The organism is Leifsonia sp. AK011 (assembly GCF_013410945.1).
Taxonomy (GTDB): domain Bacteria; phylum Actinomycetota; class Actinomycetes; order Actinomycetales; family Microbacteriaceae; genus Rhodoglobus.
The window spans coordinates 2342405-2359111 of record NZ_JACCCH010000001.1 but is presented as its reverse complement, the minus strand read 5'-3'; the positions used below and the strand labels follow the sequence as shown (position 1 = coordinate 2359111).

The following is a 16707-nucleotide window of genomic DNA, read 5'->3' as shown; positions in this document are numbered from 1 at the left end:
GCAGTCATGTTGTCAGCATCGCCCGCCTTCAGCGGTTTCTCCGTGGACGACCTCGAGGCCGCGCGCGGCTTCTACGTCGACGTTCTGGGGCTCGATCCGGTCGACAATCCGATGGGGATGCTGGAGTTCCAGTTCCTCCACGGCGGTCGCGTGATCATCTACCCCAAGCCGAACCACCAGCCGGCGACGTTCACGGTGCTGAACTTCCCCGTCGATGACATCGACGCCACCGTGGACGGCCTCTCGGCACGCGGTGTCGCGATCGAGCGCTACGAGGGGATCGAGCAGGACGGGAAGGGCATCTCGAGGGGCAAGGCGGCTGGCATGGGCCCCGACATCGCCTGGTTCACCGATCCCGCGGGCAACATCCTGAGCGTCCTCAGCACCTGACCGGCAGTCTGCACCGTCACGTTGCGAGACACTGGAGCGGTGGACCGCGCTCTGATCGACCTCCTGGCCGCCGACCTTGCCGAGGCGGGTTTCACCGTCGACGGACTTGCCGAACTCTGGGGGCAGGATGCCGCCGATGCGTTGCACCGCGGACAGCGTGTGCCCGCACTCCGAGCGCTCGCCGACTCGACCGCGCCCCTCGCGGTCCTCGCGAGAGTCTTCGTGCTCGGGCTGCCGACGGAGCCCCGCACCCTCGACGGTGCCCTCCCCAGACTCGGGATGCCGGGCGCCATCGCCCTGGGACTCGTCGACGAGCACGGCGCCCCCCAACTTGACCTCCGGCCCTACAGCGTCGTGGACTCCCAGGGCGTCGCCAGCTGGTGGATCGCGTCCGACCTCGGTGAGTTGGCTCTTGGCCACGCGATACCGGAGAATCACGTGCTCGGGGTGGGCGGGGCATCCACGACACTGAGCGGGATCATGATCGATGCGCCCGTCGAGCTCGCACTCGATCTCGGCACCGGCTGTGGCATCCAGGCACTCCATCTCGCGCGCCACGCCCGCCGGGTGATCGCGACGGACATCTCGCAGCGCGCGCTCGATCTCGCCCGTTTCAACGCGGCCCTCAATGGTGTCGACTCGATCGAGTTCCGGCTCGGCAGCCTCTTCGAGCCCGTTGCGGGCGAGCGGTTCGGTCACATCGTGTCGAACCCGCCATTCGTGATCACGCCCAGGGTCGAGGGAGTGCCCTCCTACGAGTACCGGGACGGCGGAATGGTCGGCGACGCGCTCGTCGCGAAGGTCGTCGAGGACCTCGCGGAGCACCTCGAACCGGGGGGCTTCGCACAGTTGCTCGGCAACTGGGAGTACTCGGAGCGCTCGGGTCTTGACAGGGTGGGGGAGTGGGCGGAGCACACCGGTCTTGACGCGTGGGTTGTCGAGCGTGAGGTGCAATCGGTCGAGGAGTACGCCGAGACGTGGATCCGTGACGGCGGAACGCGGCCGGGGCCCGCCTTCGACAGGCTGTACTCCGCGTGGTTGGACGACTTCTCCTCGCGTGGCGTCGAGCGCGTCGGTTTCGGCTATCTCTCGTTCCGTCGCGGGCCCGGGCCCCTTCTCCGACGGGTTGAGCACTACGGCCACCCGCTGGGCGGATCGTTGGGGCAACACATCCGACAGGTCTTCGATGCCCACGACTGGCTCGGTTCCTCCGACCTCGAGGGTGCCACCCTCACGCTGGCACCGGATGTCACGGAGGAGCGCCACTACTGGCCAGGGGCCGACGATCCCACCGTGATGCTGTTGCGGCAGGGGTCCGGATTCGCCCGGAGCATCCCGATCGGTACGGCCCTCGCCGCCGTGGTCGGGGCGTGCGACGGCGACCTTCCGCTGGGCGTGATCTGCGCTGCGGTGGCGCAACTCCTCGATGTCGACGGGGAGGACCTCCGTGCAGAGATCCTCCCCGAGATTCACGAGCTGGTACTGACCGGATTTCTCCGGACCTGAACCACTCAGGGAGCAAGCCGCGACGCGACCGCCCTGATGTCCTCGGGCGTTCGACCGAGAATCTCCTCGAGATCGTCACTCGAGTCGGCGAGGGCCCCGGACCGGATCAGCGGAACCAGTGGTGCGAACTGGCCGGTGCCCTCGGCGTCAACCTCGTCGCGAGGCACGCGGAGGGTCGCAGAGAGTTCTTCGAACGTCCACGACGGTCCGCGCAGCTCCCACAGTCGCTTGCCGAGCGGTTCGACGAGCGCGCGAGCTGCGGCGGCCCCGAGATCGTGAATCGATGCAGTCGCCACAGCGGCCCCGGCCGAGGCATCCGCAACGAGACCGCGGAGCAGCGCGTCCTGTACGAAGGGTTCGGTGTAGAGCGAGTTGCGCAGGATCACGGCACCCCGTTCGCCGAGGGCGGCCTCGGTGAAGCGGTGCGCTGGGTCGTACTCAGCCCCTCGCGCGCTCGTATAGACAACGTGCTCGACATCGGAGGAGGCGTGGATGACGGCGCGGTGCTGACGCAGACGCGTCTCCGGATCGAGCACGGGGCTTGAGATGAAGAGCACCCGCTCGACGTCGACGAACACCCGCTCCAGCGACGCTGGATCGTCATAGTCGCCGAATCGGCACTCGACGCCGAGCCCGGCGAGAGCTGTCGCGTCGGCCTGAGAGCGAACAAGTGCCGTCACGCTGCCGGGATCGACACGCCTGACGAGGTGGTGAAGGGCGCTGGCGCCGAGGCGTCCGGACGCGCCGGTGATGAGAAATCTGGACATGGTTCTCCTCTGAAAGTAACTGACGTCACGGTGCTGGGGATCGACCCCAGAATCGTGACTAGCTCAGAGTGGAATTCATGTGTTTCGAGGATAGCTCCCGGCCTCGCCCGCTGCCACACTGAGTCCGTGAACGCTTCCACGACTTCTCCCACTCACTCGAAGGTCATTGGTCTTGCCGTTGCCGGTGCTGTCGGCGGCTTCCTCTTCGGGTTCGATTCGTCCGTCGTCAACGGTGCCGTTGACGCCATCCGCACCGACTTCTCGCTCGGCGAGGCGTTGACCGGCTTCGCGGTCGCCGTGGCGCTTCTCGGCTGCGCCGTTGGTGCCGTGGTCGCCGGCCGCCTCGCCGACCGCCTCGGTCGCGTGCCCGTGATGCTCATCGGCTCCGTGCTGTTCATCGCGAGCGCCATCGGTGCCGGCCTTGCCGCGGGCGTCGTCGATCTCATCATCTGGCGAGTGATCGGCGGTCTCGGCATTGGCATAGCCTCCGTGATCGCGCCGGCCTACATCGCCGAGATCTCTCCTGCGGGCATGCGCGGTCGCCTCGGTTCCCTCCAGCAGCTGGCCATCACGATCGGTATCTTCGCCGCGCTGCTCTCCGACGCCCTCTTCGCGAATGCAGCGGGCAGCGCGACCGCCACGATCGGCGGGCTCGAGGCGTGGCGATGGATGTTCCTCGTCGGCGTCGTCCCGGGCCTGATCTATGGCCTCATCGCCCTTCGCCTTCCCGAGTCGCCCCGTTATCTCGTCCTCAAGGGTCGTGATGAGAAAGCTCGGACCGTGTTCGAGAAGTACTGGCCGGGGCAAGACGCGGATGTCGCGCTCGGCGACATCCGCAAGTCGATCGCCGTCGATGCCGAAGCCCGCCGCACCGGCACTCTCGCGGGACCGACCCTCGGCCTCAAGCCCATCGTCTGGATCGGCATCATCCTCTCGGTGTTCCAGCAGTTCGTCGGCATCAACGTGATCTTCTACTACTCGACGGAGCTCTGGTCGTCCGTGGGCTTCCCCGAGTCGTCATCCTTTGCAATCTCCGTGGTGACGGGCCTGGTGAACATCGCCGTCACCCTCGTCGCCATCGCCCTCGTCGACAGGGTGGGACGCCGCCCGATCCTCCTGACCGGGTCGCTCGGCATGGCCATCTCCTTGGGCGTCATGGCGCTTGCGTTCAGCCAGGCCACAATGACGAGTTCCGGCCCGGACCTCGAGGGCGCCTGGGGACCCATCGCTCTCGTGGCCGCGAACATCTTCGTGATCGCGTTCGGGGTCTCGTGGGGCCCGCTTGTGTGGGTGCTCCTGGGTGAGATCTTCCCGAACTCGATCCGGGCAAAGGCGCTCGGTGTTGCCGCCGGAGCCCAGTGGATCGCGAACTTCGTTGTGACGGTGACCTTCCCGCCCCTCTCGGCGTTCTCCCTTCCGCTCACCTACGGGCTCTACGCGATCTTCGCGGCCCTCTCGTTCTGGTTCGTCTTCGCGGTCATCCCCGAGACCAAGGGAACGAGCCTCGAGGATGCCGACACTCTCCTCGACCGGCGTGCACGTGGTGCGGAGCCGGGTGTCGGAGCACGGGCGTAACTCGCGCCCGATTACAGTGAACCCGTGGTGCCGAACTCCGATGAACCTGACTCGACTGAAGCCGCGACGGGAGCCTCCCGGCGGGCGTTCCTGAAGACTGCCGCCGTCGGCGTTGGGGGATTCGCAGCCGGCGCGGCGGCGACTGCCGGAGTCACTGCGGCCATCAACGCAGCGAGCCCGGCACCCGGGTTCGACCCTCTGGCTCCCCGCAGCGAGCCGGGCTTCGACCACGTGGTCACGATCATGTTCGAGAACAGGTCGTTCGACAACGTGCTCGGCTTCCTCTACACGAACGATGAGCTTCCCGGAGGCACGAGCTTCGACGGGCTGAATCAGGGCTCCTACTCCAACGAGGGCCCCGACGGCCAGGCGGTCCCCGCACAGCCCTACGCGGGCAGCACCGATGAGATCATGCGGAGCCCCCAGCCCGATCCCGGCGAGAGCTTTCCGCACGTTAACACCCAGCTGTTCGGCATCATCGATCCCGAGTCGAATGGCAAGCTCTACGAGAACTCGATCGAGGCACCGTACAACTCGCCGAAGCCGGGTGATGATGCCGACATGTCGGGTTTCGTCAAGGATTACATCGTCAATTTCGAGGAGACCAAGCACGGCGAGAAGCCCACGGCCGAGGACTACAGCGTCGCGATGGGTGGTTTCACTCCCGAGATGCTGCCGGTCTTCTCCACGATCGCCAAGGGTTTCGGTGTGTACGACGCCTGGTTCTGCGGGGTGCCGTCCTCGACGTTCCCCAACCGGTCGTTCTTCCACGCCTCCACGTCGCACGGTTTCGTATCGAACAAGGACCACGGCGGCTACGACAAGTGGATCGATGCTCCCGCGGCCCCGACCATCTTCAACCGGCTGGAGGATGCCGGACTGACGTGGCGTGTCTACTACGACGCGAGCCAGATCGTGCCCTTCACGGGGGTGCTGCACGCTCCCGTCCTGGAGAAGTACTGGAAGACCAACTTCCGCGATATGACCCAGTTCTTCCACGATGTCGAACACGGCAACCTGCCCGACTATGCCTTCATCGAGCCGCGCATGGTGTTCAACCACAACGACATGCATCCACCCGTTGGCACCCTCAGGGAGAGTGAGTACGAGGGTCACGAGTTCTACGACGGTGCCCTCTCCGATGTGCGCGCCGGTGAAGCCCTGCTCCACTCGGTGTACTCGGCGCTGCGGGCGGCCAAGTCCGACACAGGGTCGAATGCCCTCAACACCGCTTTCCTCATCACCTTCGATGAGCACGGGGGTACCTACGACCACGTGTCGCCGCCCACGGCGGTTCCCCCCATGCCCGAAGCGCCGGAGGGTGAGATGGGCTTCCGTTTCAACCGCCTCGGATGCCGCGTCCCGGCAATCCTCGTGAGTGCCTACACGGCCGCTGGCTCGGTCATCCACGATGAGATGCACCATGGGTCGCTCATCGCAACCCTCAACCGCCTCCACGGGCTCAGCCCTCTCACACGGCGCGACGTCACGGCCAACAACCTGTTCAACGCCGTCAACCTCACCACTCCGCGGCAGCCCTGGGATTGGCCCGTGACCCATCCACAGTTCACTCCGCCGAACCCCGAGGATGTGCCCAAGCCGGACGAGAAGCACAAGCACCGTCCGCTCTCGAGTCCCGCAAAGGGTCTCCTCGGCCTTCTCCTGGCGAAGTTCGACCCGGATCAGCCGATTCCGGAGACCTACGGCGACGCCTACGACGTGCTGGTCAAGCACGGAACGGACCTCTTCGGTCTGCGGGATTAACGCCCAGCTGACGGTCGCCGAGCATCCACGCTTCTCTCACCATTTATCAAGGCGCGGCTGAAAGACTGGCCGTCATGATCCGCCGACGACACCTGCTCGTGCTCGTCGCTTTCGTGTACATCGGGATGCTGGTGGGCCTGACCTTCGTGCCGGGAGCCACGTCGGCCAGGCAGTGGTGGTGGCTCCCGATGATCCTCTTCGTACCGGTCGGACTGCTCCTGACACTCATGATGGGACGTCGCCGCTGGTGGGTTGCCGTGGGGTTCGGCGTTCTGGGCGCGGCGTGGGTCGAGGCGGCGCAGACGGTGTGGATGCCAGACGGTTCGGCGTCGGTTGTCGACATCCTTCTCTCGAGCCTGGGCGCCATTGTGGGTGTTGCGGTTGGCGTCGTCATCATCACAGCGCGACTGAATTCAATTCGTTCACATGGAGCTCCCAGTATCGTGTCGCAGGCTGGTAACAGGGAGATTCCCCAGGACTGAGTCGAGCAGGCGTGACCTCACCGCTGGATTTCTCGGGCTCCGGTCCGTCTGAGGGTGCCTAGCGGCACCGTACGACCGTTCCGTGCCATGACGCACTCCGAGGCGTCACTGTGCGCCGAACACGTTCAAGGATCCACGCTGTGCCCCTGCTTTCCCGTTCTGCCGTTTCGCGCGGTCGCCATTCCTTCCCCGCCGCTCCCACGCGTCTCGCTGGGTTCCTCTCCCTCGATCGCCGCATCCTCGCGTTCGGGTCGATCGGCTTCGCGGCCGCTCTCGTGAGCGTTCCCGCTCTGCCTGCCGAGGCGAACTCGATCGTCGCGACCGGTGACGCACCCGCGGTCCAGGGCTTCGCAGCGCCGTACTACCTCCCGGCAACCGCGCCGCGCGATGGTTTCGACGTCTCACTCTTCTCGCTCGTTCAGTGGCCGGTACCGGCCAACACGACGATGACCAGCGGCTACGGTTACCGAAGCTGCGATGGATGCTCGTCCGACCACAAGGGCATCGACCTCACCCCCGGACTCGGGCATCCCGTGCAGGCTGTGGCCGACGGCGTGGTGATCACTTCGGAGGAGGCCAGCGGCGGGCTCGGGGTCAACGTCGTGCTCGAGCACGTCATCGACGGCGAGGTCACCCGGACCGTCTACGGACACATGGAGTTCGGGTCGCTGCAGGTCGAGGCCGGCCAGACGGTGACCCGTGGACAACAGATCGGAACCGTGGGCAACACCGGCTCCAGCACCGGCCCGCACCTCCACTTCGAGGTCATCATCGACGACGTGCAGATCAACCCGCTTCCCTGGCTGATCGCCCACGCCAACAGCTGAGCAGGTCGGCACCGAAATCTGGTCTGATTCCCAGCCAGCTTCCCTATCGTGAAGAGGGCGGCGAGCGCCGCGGGATGGAGACTCTCATGGGACTGTTCGATCGACTCTTCGGCACCGAGCCAGAGGCATCGCCTCGCCCGCCCCAGCGCCCCCGTACCGACGACGAGATCGCGGTCGAGCGCTACCGCTACCTCCTTCGTACTGCGCCGCCCGAGACGATCGAGCAGGTTCACGCCGAGGCGTTCTCCAAACTGACGGAGGAGCAGCGCACGATGGTCTTCGAGGAGCTCACCCGCAACGCCCCCGTCGGCGAGGCGCCCCGCTCCCAGGACCCGCAGTCTCTCGCCCAGGCAGCGACGCGCTCCGAGCTGCGGCAGCCGGGCACGATGGAGCGGTCGTTCCAGGGTCCGAGTTTCGGCTCGATGGTCGGGAGCTCCCTGCTCGGAACCGTGGCTGGCTACGTCATCGGCTCTGCGCTGGTTGGCGCGTTCCTCCCCGCTGACGCCGGAAGCTCAGACGCCGGCGGCGACTCGGGGGCGACGGATGCCTCGGGCGATAGTGGCGCGGACGCAGGCTCCGCGGGCGACGGCCTCGGCGACTTCGGTGGCGGCGACTTCGGTGGGGGATTCGGCGGCGGCGACTTCGGCGGCGACTTCGGGTTCTAGCAGCCGCGTCATCCCTTCCACGGGGCCACCTGCGGTTAGCCTCGTGCGGTGACTGATGACCGGTACGGCAGCGACGTGCTCGCAGGATTCTCGCGTCGCTCTGCCTCGCCACCTCCGCGACAGGTGAGTGTGAGCCCCGGCCTCGTGGTGGAGGACCCTTCTTCGGGCTTCACGGGGGCCGTGCTCTCGTTCGCGAACGGACTCGTGCAGCTTGAGGATCGCCGGGGGGCGGTGCGTGCGTTCCCGCTGGCCACGGTGTTCCTCATCGACGGGGAGCGTGTCACTCTCGTCAAGCCCGCGCCGACACAGTCCGCACCCCGCCGCACCGCTTCCGGCTCCTTCGCTGTGGAGGATGCGCGTGCGCGAGTGGCTCTCCCCAGCCGCATCTACGTCGAGGGTTGGCACGACGCGGAGCTCGTCGAGCGGGTCTGGGGCGACGACCTGCGCATCGAGGGCGTCGTGGTCGAATACCTGGCGGGAGTGGACCATCTCGAGGAGGCGCTCCTCGAGTTCCAGCCGGGCAAGGGCCGACGCGTGGGTGTCCTCGTCGACCATCTCGTAGCTGGTTCCAAGGAGAGCCGGATCGCGGAGGCGGCAAGTCGGCGCTTCCCGGGGGCGGTGCTCGTGGTCGGGCATCCCTACGTCGACATCTGGCAGGCCGTGAAACCGCAGCGCGTCGGGCTCGAGGCATGGCCCGAGATTCCGCGCAGCATCGAGTGGAAGCATGGGATCTGTGCAGCCCTCGGATGGCCGCACGACGACCAGGCCGACATCGCCCGCGCGTGGCAGCGTATTCTGTCGCGAGTGCGCAGTTTTGCTGACCTCGAACCCGCGCTGCTCGGCAAGGTCGAAGAGCTCATCGACTTCGTGACAGCCCCCGTGGACGACCCATCGCTGTTATAGTTCGTGGCATCGAACGGTGCTTCGGCCCGCGCGAACGTGGTGAAGGGGGTGGCGGTATGGCGAAGAGATGGTTAGCGGCCGGCGCTCTCGCCGTGGGGCTCGCGCTCGGTGCTTCCAGCCCGGCGATCGCGGCATCCTCGGGCGGCTGCCTGGTGAACCCGCAGGGCGACTACGGTGTGTGTGCGACCGAATCGACAACTTCTCCGCAGCTGGCCGAAACCGGCAGTGTGCTCGGCCACGTTGAGATCATCGTCGGCGCTACCGGCGGTGCATTGCTTGTGGGATCCGCCCTCCTCGTGTGCGCTACCCGCCGCACGACACAGCGCGAATCGCGCCGCTAGACCTCGATCCTCGCCACACGCGCCGTGTACCGTGGGCGCTATGGCCCTGCCCAGCGTGTCGATCGTCATCCCCGCCTACAACGAAGAGGACACGATCAAAGCGAGCGTCGTGGCTGCACTGCACCAGACGGTTCCCGCGCACGAGATCATCGTTGTCGACAACAAGTCGACGGATGGCACAGCTGCCGTCGTGCACGCGCTCCAGATCACCTACCCCGACGCACCCATCGTCTACCTCAAGCAGGACGCCCTGCAGGGACTCATCCCCACCCGCAATTTCGGACTCGACCACGCGACGGGGGACGTCATCGGTCGCATCGATGCCGACTCGGTGCTGGAGCCCACGTGGGTTGAGGCCGTGACCATGGTCTTCGAGGATCCTGAGGTCGGGGCATCCACCGGCCCCGTCATCTACTACGACATGCCGCTGCGCCGATTCGGCCACAAGGCCGACGACGCCCTGCGCCGCGCCTTGGTGCGTGTGACGAAGGAATCGCACCTGCTCTTCGGCAGCAACATGGCGCTGCGGCGGTCCGCCTGGGAGCTCATTCGGGATGAGGCGTGCCTCGATCCCGACGACGAGCTCCACGAGGACATCGACCTGAGCCTGCACCTCCACGCCCACGACGTGCGGATCGCCTACTCGTCGGACATGGTGACGGGCATGTCCGCCCGGCGTCTGGATGACTCGCCCCGCGAGTTCTACAGCTACGTGATGCGCTTCGAGCGCACCTACGACAGGCACAAGGTTCGATCGCTCACCCTGCGTGCTCCGATGGCGATCTTCCTCTCCGCGTACCCCGCGTTGAAGGTCATGCGCGAGGTCACCCAGCTGCAGCGTTAGGGCTTCTGCAACGCTGCCGCACCAGTGAGTGTCCGGTGAGGCTTCGACTCCTGGCCCAATTGGGGGCAGACTGGAGGGGATGCTCCGTTCTCTCGCCTTTGTCTCCGTCGCTGCCCTCGGCGCGACGATGAGCCTGCCGGCGATAGCGCTCGTGGAGCAGGAAGTGGTCGAACCCCAGCTCGCGAGCGCTCTCGCGGGGCCTCCGCAGAGGGTGACGTCGCCCCAGTACGACGTTGCCCCGCTCGGCCGTGATGGCTACACCGTCGAGATGCCGAAGCCCATCGAACCGGTGGTCGTGTCTGTGACCCCGATCACCGGGCTGCTCTCCACGTGGCCGTGTTCCGCCCAGGTCAATGACGGCTTCGGCCCTCGTGGCGAGGGCATGCACAACGGCATCGACATCATGTGCTCGAACGGAACGCCGCTGGTAGCCTCCGCTGCTGGAGTGGTCGTCGAGGTGGAACTCGGCGGTAGCTGGGGCCAGTACATCAAGATCGACCACGGTGGCGGCATTGCGACCCTTTACTCCCACCTCATCGAGGGATCTCCGACGGTAGCCGTCGGCCAGGTCGTGGCGGCGGGCGAGGGCATCGGGCTCGTGGGGGCCAGCGGCAATGCATCCGTCGCCCACTGCCACTTCGAGGTGTGGGTGGACGGAACGCGCGTCGACCCCATGCCCTGGCTTCCCTAGGCGACTCTCCGCTCCGAGTGTTCCGATATGGCTGCCAAATCAGCCCAAATGACAGCCAAATCGGAACACTCGGCGTGCGGCGTGGGTCGATGCCCGAGCTCAGGTGATCGGAGGGATCATCGCGTTGATCACCACGAGGAGGATGGCGATCACAGCCATCACGGCAATGAGAGCCCCAACCCCCTTCACCCAGACGCGGCCTCCCGAAGCCCAGGGTGCGGAGAACGTCATTGACGCGCCGAGAACGGCCAGGACTGCGGCAAGTATGACGACCGTCGTGTCTAGTGGCGTCCAGGACACATCAGAACCTTCTCGTGAAGGGGAGTGGCTTGCGCATGCGCACGAGGAGCAGAAGGGGCACGAGCACATACGGCAGGTTGAACGCCAGGAACTTCGCCGGGTTGCCGGTCTGGAACTCCGGCTCGCCGAAGAACTCCACCCCGAACACGATGATGCCCGTGATCGACGCGATCATGGTCGCGTAGATCACTGCCGGCAGTTGGATCCAGTTCCATCCCCTGATCAGGGCCGGCACGAGCACCAGGTAGAAGAGCATGTACACGAACGCGCTGAGACCGGTGACGATGCGCATCCAGACGGGCGGATGCATGAACAGCGGGTCGGCGTCGTGCGCGTACCAGTAGTTGGAGTCGACGAGGAAGTTGCCGGTCGGCTGGCTGAAATCGATGCCCAGCGTCGGCAGCATGTCCGCGATGCACGACGTCACGATGAACAGCGTGAAGAACACGGCGAACACGATGTCGATGGGGCGCTTGCGGAGGGGCAGGTTGGGCAGCGTTGCATCCGTCACGGGCACCAGAGTAGCCCCGCGGATGCCACGCGCTGAGGTATGACGAGGGCGCGCGTGTTGGCACACCAGCGCCGCACGCAAACCTCAGCGCGTGAAGCGACGCTGAGCGACGTCCAGTAGAACCCCAGCGGGGTCACCCGAGCTGGGGCGCGATCTCGCGGGCGAGGTAGTCGAGCTGGTCGTGGTCCGCGAAGTCCAGCACCTGGAAGTAGATGCGCGAGACGCCGAGCTCCTGCAGTGCGCCCAGCACATCGACAACCTCGGAGGCGGTGCCCGCGAAGCCGGAGGAGCGCAGCGCCTCGAGAGGCTGGCCCGTGGCATCCGCCCGGCGGGTGAGGTCCGCGGCAGAGCCACCCACGGCTGTAGTGCCGGCGATCGAGAACACGAGTTCGCCCGGGTCACGGCCGATCGCCTCGCATGCCGCCCGCACGCGTGCGATACGTTCGGCAGTCAGCTCCAGCTCGGCTCGCCACGAGTTGAACTCGTCCGCGAAGCGAGCAGCGAGCGCCGGCGTCTTCGAGGCACCGGCGCCACCGATGATGATGGGCACGTGGGCCTGTGCCGGCTTCGGCAGCGCGGGGGAGTCGACGAGCTGGTAGTGGCTGCCGTCGTAGCTGAATCGCTCCCCGATGGGCGTGTTCCAGAGCCCGGTGATGATCTCGAGCTGCTCCTCGAACGGCCCGAAGCGCTTCTCCGGGAAGGGGATCCCGTACTGCCGGTGCTCGGCCTCGAACCATCCGGTCCCGAGCCCAAAGTCGATACGTCCACCCGACATCGCGTCAACCTGCGCGACCTGGATGGCGAGAATCCCCGGCAGGCGGAAGGTGGCGGATGACACGAGCGTCCCCAACCGGATCGTGCTGGTCTCGCGCGCCAGCCCGGCCAGCGTCACCCACGAGTCGGTCGGCCCGGGTAGCCCGTTCGACTGCGAACTCATCGTCGAGTAGTGATCGGACCGGAAGTAGGCGTTGAACCCGAGCCGTTCGGCGGCGAGGGCGAGTCCGAGCTGGTCGTCGTAGGTGGCGCCGTACTGCGGTTCGGTGAAGATGCGGAAGTCCATGATTCGAGCCTATGCTTGTCGGCGTACACGGGAGTCCGGTGAGCCGGGCTGAGAGGAAGCTTCTCCAAGCTTCGACCGTCGAACCTGATCTGGATCATGCCAGCGCAGGGAGGCCCTCTTGAAACCCGTGCCGTTTCGAATCCGAAAGGCACATCACTATGTCCGCATCATCCAACCGTTTCACCTGGCGGGTCGTCGATATCGTCGTCGCGAGCGCGATCGGCGTCGCAGCCGGTCTCGTCTTCTGGGTCTGGAACCAGTTCTACCAGCCCGCAACCGCGCCGCTCGAGGCCGCGCTCCCGGGCATGCAGGCCCTGCTCTACGGTGTGTGGCTCTTCGCCGGCGTGCTCGGTGGACTGATCATCCGCAAACCGGGTGCCGCCATCTACGTCGAGATCATCGCGGCAACCGTTTCCGCTCTGCTCGGTGCGCAGTGGGCGTTCCTCACGCTCGAGGCGGGCCTCGTGCAGGGTCTCGGCGCCGAGTTGGTGTTCCTCGCCTTCCGCTACGTCAACTGGAGCTGGTTCGTCGCGCTCCTCGCGGGTGCCCTCTCCGGTCTCGCGATGGCCCTCAACGATCTCGTGCTCTGGTACCCCGGTGCCGACACGGCTTTCGGTGTCACCTACGCGATCTCTGCCGTGCTCTCCGGCGCGGTGATCGCCGGGCTGGGCTCGTGGCTCCTCGCTCGCGGACTCGCGCGCACGGGCGCGCTGGACCGTTTCGCGTCGGGGCGCGAGAACACCGTTCGCGTGTGACCTCCCTCGTTGGTGCCGCCGCTCCCGTCTCCGTCGTCGCGCGGGGATGGGGGTGGCGACACGCCACGAGGCTCGCCTGGGCCCTCTCCGACGTGACCTTCACGGTGGAGCCAGGGGAGCGGGTGCTGCTTCTCGGCGCCTCGGGCTCCGGCAAGTCGACCCTGCTCCACGCCCTGGCGGGCGTTCTCGGGGGCGACGATGAGGGGGAGTCGGCCGGCGAGCTGCTCGTCGGCGGGGCCGACCCCCGGGCCGCCCGCGGCCGTGTGGGCCTCGTGCTGCAGGATCCCGATTCGCAGGTCATGCTCGCGCGCGTGGGCGATGATGTCGCGTTCGGTTGCGAGAACCTCGGGGTCCCGCGGGATGAGACGTGGCGACGAGTTGCGGGGTCGCTGGAGGCCGTCGGGCTCGACCTGCCACTCGACCACCCCACGAGCGAACTCTCCGGTGGACAGAAGCAGCGCCTCGCTCTCGCGGGGGTGCTCGCGATGCGGCCGGGGCTGCTGCTCTTCGATGAGCCGACCGCGAATCTCGATCCGGACGGCGTCGAACAGGTACGCGACTCGGTGGCTCGGGTCGCCGCCAGCACCGGGTCGACCCTCATCGTCGTGGAGCACAGGGTCTCGGTCTGGCGCGATCTGGTGGATCGGATCATCGTGCTGGGAGCGAGGGGCAGCGTGCTGGCCGACGGGAGCCCGGATGCCGTGCTCGGTGAGCGCGGTGCCGAGCTCGCGGCATCCGGGATCTGGGTGCCGGGGCATCCGCCCGCCGCTCCGACGCGCACCCTCGGCGCCACCACCGCAGTCATCGAGGCCCGCGACCTCTCCGTCGCCCGCGCGCCCCAGCGCGTGGTCGCCAGCAGCATCGACCTCTCCGTGAGTTCAGGGCGCGTGCTCGCCATCACGGGACCCAACGGCGCGGGAAAGTCGACACTCGGCCTCACCCTCGGAGGGCTCATCCCGGCGGCCGCGGGCACCGTGGATGCCACCCCTCTCGCCACTGGCACCGAAACGAACCCCTTCCGCTGGAAATCCCGCGATCTCCTCACGCGCGTCGGCACCGTCTTCCAGGACCCGGAACACCAGTTCCTCGCGCGAACGGTGAAGGACGAACTCCTCGTCGGGCCTCGCGTGCTCGGCCGGAGCGAGGCGGAACTCGAGGAGGTCTGCGCAGAACTCGCGTCCCGGCTTCGGCTCGATCGCCTGCTCGGTGCCAATCCGTTCACGCTTTCGGGCGGCGAGAAACGTCGGCTGTCGGTTGCGACGGCACTGGCCACCCGGCCGCGCGTGCTCATCCTCGACGAGCCCACCTTCGGCCAGGACAGTCGCACGTGGGAGGAGCTCGTCGCGCTTCTCGCTGAGCTCGCGGACGCCGGCAGCGCAGTCGTCACCATCACGCATGACACCGAGCTCGTCGAGGCCCTCGCCGACTCGGAGTTCCGGATGCCGGGTGCCGCATGACCATGCTCACTCCCGTGCGTGGCACTCAGGCCGTCTACCGCATCAACCCGGTCGCGAAGCTTGCCGCGAGCGCGATCATCAGCATCGCGCTCGTGCTCTCCATCGACTGGGTCTCGGCGACGGTCGCCCTGGGGGCCGAGGCGATCCTCCTCCCGTTCGCGGGCCTCACGTTCGCCCAGTTCTTCCGCCGCACCGCGGCGGTCTGGATCGCTGCGGTACTCGGCGGTGTCACGATCCTCCTCTACGGGCGTCCCTCAGGTGAGACCTACTTCCAGTTCCTGCTCATCCACATCAGTGATGGCTCGATCGAGCTTGCGATCGCCACCATCCTTCGCGTCCTGGCGATCGCGCTGCCGGCCGTGGTGCTCTTCGCGACCGTCGACCCGACGGATCTCGCCGACGGATTCGCGCAACGCCTCCGGCTGCCTGCCCGCTTCGTGCTGGGCGCACTCGCTGGGTTGCGCCTCGTGAGCCTTTTCGCTGACGACTGGCGGAGCCTGGAGCTGTCCCGCCGGGCCCGCGGTGTCGCCGACGGTGGTCGTGTCCGGCGGTTCTTCAGTCAGGCCTTCGCACTGCTCGTGCTGGCGATCCGACGGGGCAGCAAACTCGCGACGGCAATGGAGGCCCGGGCGTTCGGCGCGCCCGGGGAGCGGAGCTGGGCTCGGGAGTCGCGGGTGGGCGCAGCGGATGCGGTGCTCGTGCTGTTCGCGGTCGGTATTGCGGTGGCATCCGTTACCGTGTCTGTCGTGACGGGCCACTGGAACTTCATCGGCGGCCAGTGATGGATGTCACCCTCATCGACGGTCGCTCCGGCTCCGGCAAGTCCGACCTGGCAACCCTCCTCGCCAGCAGGATCAACGGTGCCCAACTCGTGCGCCTCGACGACATCTACCCCGGATGGGACGGCCTCGATGCCGCGAGCGTCGCGGTGCCGGGCATCCTCGACACCTTGTCGTGGCGGTCGTGGGACTGGACGAGCGATCGACCGGGCGCGATGCACTATCTCCGGCCGGACGCCCCGATCATCATCGAGGGCGTCGGGGCGCTGAGCCGTGCGAGCCGTTCCCGGGCGAGCACGGCGCTCTGGCTCGAAGCGGATGACGCGACCCGGCGTGAGCGCGCGCTCGCGCGCGACGGCGATACCTTCGCACCGCACTGGGAGCGCTGGGCGGCCCAGGAGGAACGTTTCATTGCCAGGGAGTCGCCGCGCGACCTCGCCGACGTCGTGGTGCGAACGGCGACCTAGCTGGTCTTCGTCCAGACCTGCGTGGTGCGCTCCCCGCGGGGGTGAATGGTGAGGCGGTCGCCGTCGCACGTGAGCTCAAGGCCGACGGAGTCGTCGAAGCTGAGGCTCGGCATGGGCCACGGCGAGCCATCCTCGATGGGCGCGCCGCCGGTCTCGGCGGTGGTCGCGATGCTGAGTTCGCTCTCATCCCAGTCACGGGGAATGGCAACCTCGCCGCTGATGTAGGCCGCACCGGTTGTCGTGCCGGTCTGCTTCTTGGTGACCGTGATGATGTAGTCGGTCGTGACGGTGACCACTGCGGTCATCGTGAGGTCCGAGGTGATGACGACGTGGCCCTTCTCGTCCCAGTCGAGTTGCTGGGTGCCATCGAGGGTGATGTCGCCACCGATTCCCTCGGCGTCGAGCTGGGACTTGATCTTGCCCGCCATGTCCTCGACATCCATCTGCCACGTGTGGCCGAGTGCGCAGGCGGCGAGTCCCGACAGGGGTGCATCTCCGCCGCCCGCCTCGAGAAGCGAGCAGCCGCTCACACCGACGACGAGCGCCAGTGAGCCCGCGATAACACCTGCAGTCCTGCGAAACATGAGACCTCCTCCAGACAGGGTAGCTCGCCTGACTGGTCC

At 67.0% G+C, this 16707-nt stretch carries 20 protein-coding genes and 1 riboswitch; of the genes, 15 read left to right on the top strand and 5 right to left on the bottom strand.

Features of this window, described 5'->3' with window-relative positions:
• The first annotated feature begins 6 nt into the window (after nt 1–6).
• Both HDC94_RS11525 and HDC94_RS11520 read left to right on the top strand, forming a co-directional pair.
• The gene (locus HDC94_RS11525; protein WP_179497688.1) at nt 7–390 is read left to right on the top strand and encodes a VOC family protein; all 384 of its coding nucleotides are present in this window, start codon (nt 7–9) and stop codon (nt 388–390) included.
• A gap of 39 nt (nt 391–429) precedes the next feature.
• Nucleotides 430–1896 (top strand): methyltransferase, encoded by a 1467-nt coding sequence (locus HDC94_RS11520; protein ID WP_308495710.1) that lies wholly within the window; start codon nt 430–432, stop codon nt 1894–1896.
• A gap of 5 nt (nt 1897–1901) precedes the next feature.
• Here HDC94_RS11520 and HDC94_RS11515 read toward each other — a convergent pair whose 3' ends face one another.
• On the bottom strand, nt 1902–2663 hold the full coding sequence (locus tag HDC94_RS11515; protein ID WP_179497684.1) for an NAD(P)H-binding protein: 762 nt from the start codon (nt 2661–2663) through the stop codon (nt 1902–1904).
• 126 nt (nt 2664–2789) lie between these two features.
• Between HDC94_RS11515 and HDC94_RS11510 the strand changes: the two genes are divergently transcribed.
• The 9 genes from HDC94_RS11510 to HDC94_RS11470 all read left to right on the top strand — a co-directional run bounded on the left by HDC94_RS11510 (nt 2790) and on the right by HDC94_RS11470 (nt 10755).
• On the top strand, nt 2790–4238 hold the full coding sequence (locus HDC94_RS11510) for a sugar porter family MFS transporter (RefSeq protein WP_179497682.1): 1449 nt from the start codon (nt 2790–2792) through the stop codon (nt 4236–4238).
• A 24-nt stretch (nt 4239–4262) separates the two neighbouring features.
• Entirely contained in the window at nt 4263–6002 is a 1740-nt protein-coding gene (locus tag HDC94_RS11505) for an alkaline phosphatase family protein (RefSeq protein WP_308495709.1), read from the top strand.
• Between the two features lie 74 nt (nt 6003–6076).
• Nucleotides 6077–6484, top strand: coding sequence for a VanZ family protein (locus tag HDC94_RS11500; protein ID WP_179497680.1), 408 nt, complete (start codon nt 6077–6079; stop codon nt 6482–6484).
• Nucleotides 6485–6624: 140 nt separating this feature from the next.
• Nucleotides 6625–7311, top strand: a complete 687-nt coding sequence (locus HDC94_RS14815) for a M23 family metallopeptidase (protein WP_179497678.1) — start codon at nt 6625–6627, stop codon at nt 7309–7311.
• An 86-nt stretch (nt 7312–7397) separates the two neighbouring features.
• Nucleotides 7398–7976, top strand: coding sequence for a hypothetical protein (locus tag HDC94_RS11490; RefSeq protein WP_179497676.1), 579 nt, complete (start codon nt 7398–7400; stop codon nt 7974–7976).
• 48 nt (nt 7977–8024) lie between these two features.
• Nucleotides 8025–8879, top strand: a complete 855-nt coding sequence (locus HDC94_RS11485; RefSeq protein WP_179497674.1) for a DUF3097 domain-containing protein — start codon at nt 8025–8027, stop codon at nt 8877–8879.
• Nucleotides 8880–8935: 56 nt separating this feature from the next.
• Nucleotides 8936–9220, top strand: coding sequence for a hypothetical protein (locus HDC94_RS11480; RefSeq protein ID WP_179497672.1), 285 nt, complete (start codon nt 8936–8938; stop codon nt 9218–9220).
• 40 nt (nt 9221–9260) lie between these two features.
• On the top strand, nt 9261–10064 hold the full coding sequence (locus tag HDC94_RS11475; RefSeq protein ID WP_179497670.1) for a glycosyltransferase family 2 protein: 804 nt from the start codon (nt 9261–9263) through the stop codon (nt 10062–10064).
• Nucleotides 10065–10143: 79 nt separating this feature from the next.
• The gene (locus HDC94_RS11470) at nt 10144–10755 is read left to right on the top strand and encodes a M23 family metallopeptidase (protein ID WP_179497668.1); all 612 of its coding nucleotides are present in this window, start codon (nt 10144–10146) and stop codon (nt 10753–10755) included.
• A 99-nt stretch (nt 10756–10854) separates the two neighbouring features.
• On the opposite strand, the gene HDC94_RS11465 is transcribed toward HDC94_RS11470, so the two are convergent.
• From HDC94_RS11465 to HDC94_RS11455, 3 genes are all read right to left on the bottom strand, one after another.
• Nucleotides 10855–11055: a hypothetical protein gene (locus HDC94_RS11465; RefSeq protein WP_179497666.1), complete on the bottom strand. Its 201-nt coding sequence runs from the start codon at nt 11053–11055 to the stop codon at nt 10855–10857.
• 1 nt (nt 11056) lies between these two features.
• Nucleotides 11057–11566, bottom strand: coding sequence for an emopamil-binding family protein (locus HDC94_RS11460; RefSeq protein ID WP_308495708.1), 510 nt, complete (start codon nt 11564–11566; stop codon nt 11057–11059).
• Between the two features lie 133 nt (nt 11567–11699).
• Nucleotides 11700–12626, bottom strand: a complete 927-nt coding sequence (locus HDC94_RS11455) for an LLM class F420-dependent oxidoreductase (RefSeq protein WP_179497662.1) — start codon at nt 12624–12626, stop codon at nt 11700–11702.
• A 26-nt stretch (nt 12627–12652) separates the two neighbouring features.
• Nucleotides 12653–12754: riboswitch (TPP riboswitch) on the top strand.
• A gap of 30 nt (nt 12755–12784) precedes the next feature.
• Between HDC94_RS11455 and HDC94_RS14640 the strand changes: the two genes are divergently transcribed.
• The 4 genes from HDC94_RS14640 to HDC94_RS11435 are packed head-to-tail and all read left to right on the top strand — an operon-like array spanning nt 12785 to nt 16084.
• Nucleotides 12785–13381, top strand: a complete 597-nt coding sequence (locus HDC94_RS14640; protein WP_179497660.1) for an ECF transporter S component — start codon at nt 12785–12787, stop codon at nt 13379–13381.
• Entirely contained in the window at nt 13378–14838 is a 1461-nt protein-coding gene (locus HDC94_RS11445; RefSeq protein ID WP_308495707.1) for an ATP-binding cassette domain-containing protein, read from the top strand. The genes HDC94_RS14640 and HDC94_RS11445 overlap by 4 nt, the downstream gene beginning before the upstream one ends.
• A complete protein-coding gene (locus HDC94_RS11440; protein ID WP_179497656.1) occupies nt 14835–15620 on the top strand; it encodes an energy-coupling factor transporter transmembrane protein EcfT in 786 nt (261 codons plus the stop codon). The genes HDC94_RS11445 and HDC94_RS11440 overlap by 4 nt, the downstream gene beginning before the upstream one ends.
• Nucleotides 15620–16084, top strand: a complete 465-nt coding sequence (locus tag HDC94_RS11435) for an ATP-binding protein (protein WP_179497654.1) — start codon at nt 15620–15622, stop codon at nt 16082–16084. Before HDC94_RS11440 ends, HDC94_RS11435 begins: the two co-directional genes overlap by 1 nt.
• Here the strand turns inward: HDC94_RS11435 and HDC94_RS11430 are convergent.
• Nucleotides 16081–16668: a hypothetical protein gene (locus tag HDC94_RS11430; protein WP_179497652.1), complete on the bottom strand. Its 588-nt coding sequence runs from the start codon at nt 16666–16668 to the stop codon at nt 16081–16083. The two genes, HDC94_RS11435 and HDC94_RS11430, sit on opposite strands and share 4 nt — an antisense overlap.
• Nucleotides 16669–16707 lie beyond the last annotated feature (39 nt).